The 297-nt window shown below is 71.0% G+C and carries 1 pseudogene; it reads left to right on the plus strand.

Features of this window, described 5'->3' with window-relative positions:
- Window positions 1-297, plus strand: a pseudogene (locus MFF64_RS36745) (hypothetical protein); the annotation flags it as partial.

Here is a 297-nt window from a genome sequence, read left to right on the forward strand (position 1 = left end):
GGCAGAAACTATGGGCGGAGGACGCCTATCAGGACGGCACCGCGACCGGCAACGTTGCCTGGGCTGCCCTGGCGCTGCTGAACCTCGACGGAAGCGCCCCGGAGGCGGGCTACCGCGCAGGAGTCCGGCGCATGCTGGGCTGGATCACCGCCAACGCGGCGGATGCCCGTGCGCCGGAGGGTTTCTCGGGCGGGCGCGACGGCTTCGACCCGGGGCAGACGGTCCTCACGTGGAAATCCACCGAGCACAATCTCGACGTGCATGCGGTGGCCGCCTGGCTTCACCGGCTCGAGGGCC

It is taken from the genome of Methylobacterium frigidaeris, assembly GCF_022179185.1.
GTDB lineage: Bacteria > Pseudomonadota > Alphaproteobacteria > Rhizobiales > Beijerinckiaceae > Methylobacterium > Methylobacterium frigidaeris.